The 6,268-nt window shown below is 59.8% G+C and carries 7 protein-coding genes and 2 pseudogenes; 6 read left to right on the top strand and 3 right to left on the bottom strand.

Going from position 1 to position 6,268, the window contains the following annotated elements; genetic code table 11:
- The 4 genes and pseudogenes from B3873_RS01485 to B3873_RS01500 form a co-directional block, all read left to right on the top strand.
- A pseudogene (locus tag B3873_RS01485) lies at positions 1-413 on the top strand (SAM-dependent methyltransferase); the annotation flags it as partial.
- A complete protein-coding gene (locus B3873_RS01490; protein ID WP_204725038.1) occupies positions 410-982 on the top strand; it encodes a phospholipase D family protein in 573 nt (190 codons plus the stop codon). The pseudogene B3873_RS01485 and the gene B3873_RS01490, both read left to right, overlap by 4 nt.
- A 28-nt stretch (positions 983-1,010) precedes the next feature.
- A complete protein-coding gene (locus B3873_RS01495) occupies positions 1,011-2,369 on the top strand; it encodes a mechanosensitive ion channel family protein (RefSeq protein WP_286863682.1) in 1,359 nt (452 codons plus the stop codon).
- An 82-nt stretch (positions 2,370-2,451) separates the two neighbouring features.
- Positions 2,452-3,648, top strand: a complete 1,197-nt coding sequence (locus B3873_RS01500) for a DesA family fatty acid desaturase (protein WP_209531973.1) — start codon at positions 2,452-2,454, stop codon at positions 3,646-3,648.
- A gap of 257 nt (positions 3,649-3,905) precedes the next feature.
- Here B3873_RS01500 and rpmG read toward each other — a convergent pair whose 3' ends face one another.
- The 3 genes from rpmG to radC form a co-directional block, all read right to left on the bottom strand.
- Positions 3,906-4,073, bottom strand: coding sequence for a 50S ribosomal protein L33 (gene rpmG, locus B3873_RS01505; RefSeq protein ID WP_006463731.1), 168 nt, complete (start codon positions 4,071-4,073; stop codon positions 3,906-3,908).
- Between the two features lie 24 nt (positions 4,074-4,097).
- Positions 4,098-4,334 carry a 50S ribosomal protein L28 gene (gene rpmB / locus B3873_RS01510; RefSeq protein ID WP_006463730.1) on the bottom strand — a complete coding sequence of 79 codons (237 nt, stop codon included), beginning with the start codon at positions 4,332-4,334 and terminating at the stop codon, positions 4,098-4,100.
- Between the two features lie 206 nt (positions 4,335-4,540).
- Positions 4,541-5,215 carry a RadC family protein gene (gene radC / locus B3873_RS01515; protein ID WP_286863683.1) on the bottom strand — a complete coding sequence of 225 codons (675 nt, stop codon included), beginning with the start codon at positions 5,213-5,215 and terminating at the stop codon, positions 4,541-4,543.
- Between the two features lie 238 nt (positions 5,216-5,453).
- On the opposite strand from radC, the gene B3873_RS01520 reads away from it, so the two are divergent.
- Entirely contained in the window at positions 5,454-5,909 is a 456-nt protein-coding gene (locus tag B3873_RS01520) for an FKBP-type peptidyl-prolyl cis-trans isomerase (protein WP_039785208.1), read from the top strand.
- A gap of 59 nt (positions 5,910-5,968) precedes the next feature.
- Positions 5,969-6,268, top strand: a pseudogene (gene ispH, locus B3873_RS01525) (4-hydroxy-3-methylbut-2-enyl diphosphate reductase); the annotation flags it as partial.

Below are 6,268 nucleotides of genomic sequence, written 5' to 3' on the forward strand. Positions count from 1 at the left end.
ACGACGCCAAGGTCAAGCGCCTGGCTGGCAAGCTCGATCGCGTGCTGGTGGATGCCCCTTGCAGCGGCCTGGGCACCCTGCGCCGCAATCCCGACATGAAGTGGCGCCAGAGCGTGGAAACGCTGACCGAGATGCGCGCCAAGCAAGGCTCGATTCTCGCCAGCGCCGCGCGCCTGGTGCGTCCGGGCGGCCGCCTGGTGTATGGCACCTGCAGCTTCCTGGAAGAAGAGAACGATGAAGTCATCGCCGACTTCCTGGCCTCGCATCCCGACTTCACGCTGCGCCCCATGAGCGAAGTGCTGGCCGAGCAGAAGATTGCGCTGGATACCGGCGACTATCTGAAACTGCTGCCGCACCAGCACCAGACTGACGGTTTCTTCGCGGCCGTCCTGGAGCGCCGCGCCGCTGCATGATGCGCCGGCGCTTGCTGCCTTGCCTGGCCGCCAGCCTGCTGGCAGCGGCCGCCCCTGGCCTGCAGGCCAGGGAGGCGCTGCCGCCCCCGCCGGTGATGGCAGCGCAGGGTACGGTGCAAACCGCCTTTGCGCCCTGGGATGACATCGAAGCGCTGATCGTCGGCCAGCTTCACTCTGCGCAGCGCCAGATCCTGATGCAAGCCTATCTGCTCACCAGCCGTCCGATTACGGATGAATTGGTAGCGGCCCGCAAGCGCGGCATCGATGTGCGCGTGCTGATGGATGCCGGCCAGCTCGACAAGAATTCCGAAGACCGCCTGCGCCAGCTGCGCGCGGCCGGCATTCCGGTCTGGCTGGAAACCGATTACCGCAATGCCCACAACAAGGTCATCATCATCGATGCAGCCTTGCCGACGGCCACCGTCATCACGGGCAGCTACAACTTCACCTGGTCGGCCCAGCACAAGAACGCCGAGAACGTGCTCATCCTCGGCAAGAACCCGCCACTGGCTGCACGCTACGCCAGCAACTGGCAGCGCCACCGCCAGGATGCCCAGGCGGCACCCTGATTTGCCCTGATTCTTCACCCGGCCAGCCATGACCGATCATTTCCTTTCCCTCTTCACCGATATCAGCACCGTCGACCTGCTGCGCCAGCTGGTGGTGATTGCACTTTCGCTGGTGGGCGGCATCGGCCTCTCGCGCTGGCTGCGAGCGCGTTTCGTGCTGCCGGGCGATGGCGAGGCGCAGTCGCTGGTCATGCAAATCGGCGTCAAGAGCTTCGCCCGCGTGCTCTCGCCGCTGCTGGCCCTGGGCCTGTTGACGGGAGCCTATTACATTCTCAAGCGCGGCCACCATGCCGTCACGCTCTGGGAAATCATGTTCCCCCTGACCATCGCCCAGGTGGCGATGCGTTTCGTTTTCTACGTATTGCGCGGCATCTTCGTGAAGGATGCGACCGTGGGCGCGCTGCTGCACCTGTCGGAAAAGGTCATCGCGCTGCTGGTCTGGCTGTGCGTGGTGCTGTGGATTACCGGCCTGTGGCCGGATTTCGTCGACTATCTGGATACCACCACCTTCCCGCTGGCGCGCCACAAGGTGTCCCTGTTGACGATGTTGCAAGGTGCGGCCTCGGTGCTGGTGACGCTCATCATTGCCCTGTGGATAGGCACGGTGGTGGAAAACCGCCTCATGAAGTTCAGCGGCATGCATTCCTCCCTGCGCACGGTGGTGGCGCGCATGATGCGGGCCTTGCTGATCCTGATCGCCTTCCTGGTCAGCCTGTCGCTGGTCGGCATCGACCTGACGGTGCTGTCTGTCTTCGGTGGTGCGCTGGGCGTGGGTATCGGCCTGGGTTTGCAGAAGATTGCCAGCAGCTATGTCTCCGGCTTCGTGATCCTGCTGGAGCGCAGCATGGTCATCGGCGACATGGTTGCCGTGGATAAATATTTCGGCAAGGTCACCCAGATCAATACCCGCTACACCATCCTGGAAGGGCTGGACGGGATCGAATCGGTGTTGCCCAATGAACTATTTGTCTCCAATCCGGTACAGAACTATTCCTTGACCCATCGCATTGTACGTTTGGCTACACAGCTTACAATTCTGTACCAGGACGATGTGGAAACGGTCTTGTCCATCATGGAACAGGCCGCACTTGGGGTACAAAGGGTCTCCCAGCACACCGCTCCGCAAGCCTTGCTGATCAAGATCGGCGCCGACGGCTTGGAGCTGGAACTGGGATTCTGGATCACCGACCCGGAAAATGGACGGCTCAATGTGCTGTCCGACGTCAATCGCGCCATCTGGGCTGCCTTCAAGCAACACGGCATCCAAGTGGCCCATCCCAAGCGCGACATCCGGATTATGGATGAGCGCAGCTTCCGCCAAAGTACGCGCCAGGAAATTCCTGATGTCCCAGAGGCACAGAATTCGCGTACAATGCCGGACAATTAAAAGAAAATAAAACCATTTTCACGGAACAAGTAATAATCCTGTTTTGTAGTCCGATAGTTGTTTTCTATTTGGAGTTGTACTGATGACCCTTGATGCGATCCTCGACTTTGTTGCCAACGGCCTGCTGCACGCGTCCGGTTGGCAGATTGTCATTTACACACTGGTGATGACCCACATCACCATCGTGGGCGTGACTCTCTACCTGCATCGTTGCCAGGCGCATCGCGCGCTCGAACTGCACGCGATCCCCAGCCACTTCTTCCGTCTCTGGCTGTGGATGACCACCGGCATGGTGACCAAGGAATGGGCCGCCATCCACCGCAAGCACCACGCCAAGTGCGAGACCGAAGAAGATCCGCACAGCCCGCAGACCCGCGGCATCAACAAGGTGATGTGGCAGGGTGCCGAGCTGTACCGCAGCGAGTCCAAGAACGCCGAGACCATGGAGAAGTTCGGTCACGGCACCCCGGATGACTGGATTGAACACAACATCTACAGCAAGTACGGCTGGCAGGGTGTGGGCATCATGCTGATCATCGACGTGCTGCTGTTCGGTGCCATCGGTCTGACCGTGTGGGCGGTGCAGATGGCCTGGATCCCTTTCTGGGCGGCTGGCGTGGTCAACGGCCTGGGCCACTTCTGGGGCTATCGCAACTACGATTGCAATGATGCAGCGACCAACCTGTTCCCGATCGGCATCATCATCGGCGGCGAGGAAATGCACAACAACCACCACACCTTCGGCACCTCGGCCAAGTTCTCGGCCAAGTGGTATGAATTTGACATCGGCTGGATGTACATCCGCATCCTGGAGACCTTCGGCCTGGCCAAGGTCAAGAAGGTGGCACCGGTGCCCAAGTTCGACAGCCAGAAATCGGTGATCGACTTCGATACCCTGCAGTCCGTGATCGCCAACCGTTATGACGTGACTGCCAAGTACGCCCGTTCGCTCAAGAGCGCCTGGAAGGACGAACTGGATCACCTGATCGAGAAGGCCCAGCTGGAATCGCGCTTCCTGAAGTCTTCCAAGAAGCTGCTGCAGCGTGAGCCGACCCGTCTGGAAGATGGCCAGAAGCAGCAACTGTCGGAACTGTTCGCCCACAGCAAGGCCCTGCAGACCATGCACGAAATGCGCATCGAACTGAGCGCCATCTGGGAGCGTTCGCACTCGACCCGCGAACAGCTGCTGCAACAACTGCAGGACTGGTGCACCCGCGCCGAGGCATCCGGCGTGAAGGCCTTGCGTGACTTCGCCCTGCGCCTGCGCAGCTACGCCTGATCGGCTTTGACCAGGCCGCTGCTCCGGGGTAAAAGCCGGTAGTGAAGGAAAAGCATGAAAAAATCCCCGCAGAGCGATCTGCGGGGATTTTTTTCGTCATCGGCCAGTACGGGCCTGAAGGTTTTTGTCAAAAACCGAAACGGGAGGGGAGGGCTGCGGTGCACAGCGGGATGACCGGCGCAATGCGTTCAAAGTGAGCAGGCAATAAAAAACCCGCAGAGTAGTCTGCGGGTTCTTCATCGGGAGACCGGGATCAATTACTTGATCTTGGTTTCCTTGTATTCGACGTGCTTGCGCGCCTTGGGATCGAACTTCATGATGCTGATCTTTTCGGGCGTAGTACGCTTGTTCTTGGTGGTGGTGTAGAAGTGACCAGTACCTGCGGTCGACTCCAGTTTGATTTTGTCGCGGCCGGATTTCGCCATGATAGATTTCCTTTACTCTGCTAATTAGACTTTTTCGCCACGAGCACGCAGATCGGCCAGAACGGCATCGATGCCGATCTTGTCGATCACGCGCAGGCCGGCGTTGGACAAACGCAGCGAAACCCAGCGGTTCTCGGATTCGACGAAAATGCGGCGGTTCTGCAGGTTGGGCAGAAAACGACGCTTGGTCTTGTTGTTTGCATGGGAAACGTTGTTGCCGACCATCGGCCCCTTCCCGGTGACTTGGCAGACACGTGCCATGTGAGACTCCTTAAAAATTTCCGAATTTGGGAAAAACGAGAGTATATGGAAAAAACTCTGCTTTTTCAATGACTTGCGAAAAACAATTGTGTCTTGATGTGGCTCATTGATTTAACAATTGAAGAAACATTGTTTTTCCGCTGTCACCCTCAATGGCGCAATCCCAGTCCTGTAAAGGCTTTGCGGCCGATCTGGCTGGTTACGGTTCACACCTTGCCATGGTCGGCAAAGGAATACAGGCGTGTTCCGGCCACCACGATGTGGTCCAGCAATTCCACTTCGATGAGCTCCAGGGCTTGCTTGAGTGTCTTGGTCAGGCGCAGATCGGAGTCACTGGGCCGCGGGTCGCCTGAAGGGTGGTTGTGGGCCACGATGACCGAAGCGGCGTTGTAACGCAGCGCCATCTTGACCACTTCCCGGGGATGGACCGTGGTCTGATTCAGCGAGCCCCTGAACAATTCTTCCGTCCCGAGCAGGTTGTTGCGCATGTTCAGGAAGAGGGCGACGAAACATTCATGTTCCTTGCCGAAGAAGGTCAGCTTCAGGTATTCGCCCACGACGCGCGTGGAATTGAGGGCCGATGCCTGCTTCAGGTCGCTGTGGATGGCGCGCTTGGCCAACTCCAGAGAGGCCGATAGCTGGGCGCATTTGGCCGGGCCGAGGCCGTTGCCCAGACTGGGATCGCGCTGAACGGCCTTGCACAGGCCCTCGAGCGAGCCGAAGCGGTGCAGCAGATCCATGGCCAGTTCCATGACGCTCTTGCCCGGCGTGCCCACGCGCAGAAAGATGGCCAGCAATTCCGCATCGGAGAGGCAGGCCGGGCCCAGCTCCAACAGACGTTCGCGTGGCCGCTGTGCGGCGGGCCAATCGACAATGGACATGGTCATGAGATGAATCTCCTTTCATATTGCGTTCGAGAGGAAAGACGGCAGCCGGTCCCGCAGCAACCGTCCAACAGAAGCCCGGCACCGCCGCAGTGCGCTTGCGCCGCCGCAAGGAAGTCTCCGATGCGCCCGCCGCCAGCGCAGCCGGATGCAGCTGACAGCGGCAGAGCGGGCCAACGTGGCTTACAATAGCGGGCTCTTGTGCACCTTCCCGCTTCCAAGCCCGTTCCCAGCCATGTCCAGCCCAACCGTCCCCGTCGTCACCGAAAACGCCTATCTCACCTTGCATTACCGCCTGGCCTCGCTGGACGGCGAAGACATCGTCAGCACCTTCAACGAAAATCCGGCCACCCTGCAGTTCGGCCAGGGCCAGCTGGCTCCCTTCCTCGAAGCCTGCCTGCTGGGCCTGCCCGAAGGCACGCAGCAGACCTTTGAACTGAGCCCGGCCCAGGCTTTCGGTGAGCGCAGCGAAGAGCTGATCCAGCGCATCTCGCGTGCCACGCTGGAAGAAAACTCGTCCATGGATGAGGACTATCGCGTCGGTGACCTGGTCGACTTCGCCGCCCCCGGTGGCGGCCGCTTCGCCGGCATCCTGCGAGCGATCGATGATGATGGCGCAATTTTCGACTTCAATCACCCGCTGGCCGGGCAAACGCTGAAGTTCGAAGTAAAAATCATCGGAATCCTGTAAGAGCCTCGTCATTTGGCGAGTTGGCCCTCGCAATGTTTTGAAGAATCAAGGAAATGACCATGACCATGGAACAAGCCGAATCTGAAATCCTGCTGGCCCAGCCCCGTGGTTTCTGTGCGGGCGTGGACCGCGCCATCGAAATCGTTGAACGTGCGCTGGCGCAGTTCGGCGCACCCATCTACGTGCGCCATGAAATCGTGCACAACGCCTATGTGGTCAACGACCTGCGGGCCAAGGGCGCGGTCTTCATCGAGGAGCTGGCCGACGTGCCGGCCGGCAATACGGTCATCTTCTCGGCCCACGGCGTGTCCAAGGCGATCCAGGCCGAGGCGGCCGAGCGCGGCCTGACGGTGTTCGAT

Origin of the sequence: Herbaspirillum sp. UBA812 (assembly GCF_002296545.1) — a bacterium.
GTDB classification, from domain to species: domain Bacteria; phylum Pseudomonadota; class Gammaproteobacteria; order Burkholderiales; family Burkholderiaceae_D; genus Herbaspirillum; species Herbaspirillum huttiense.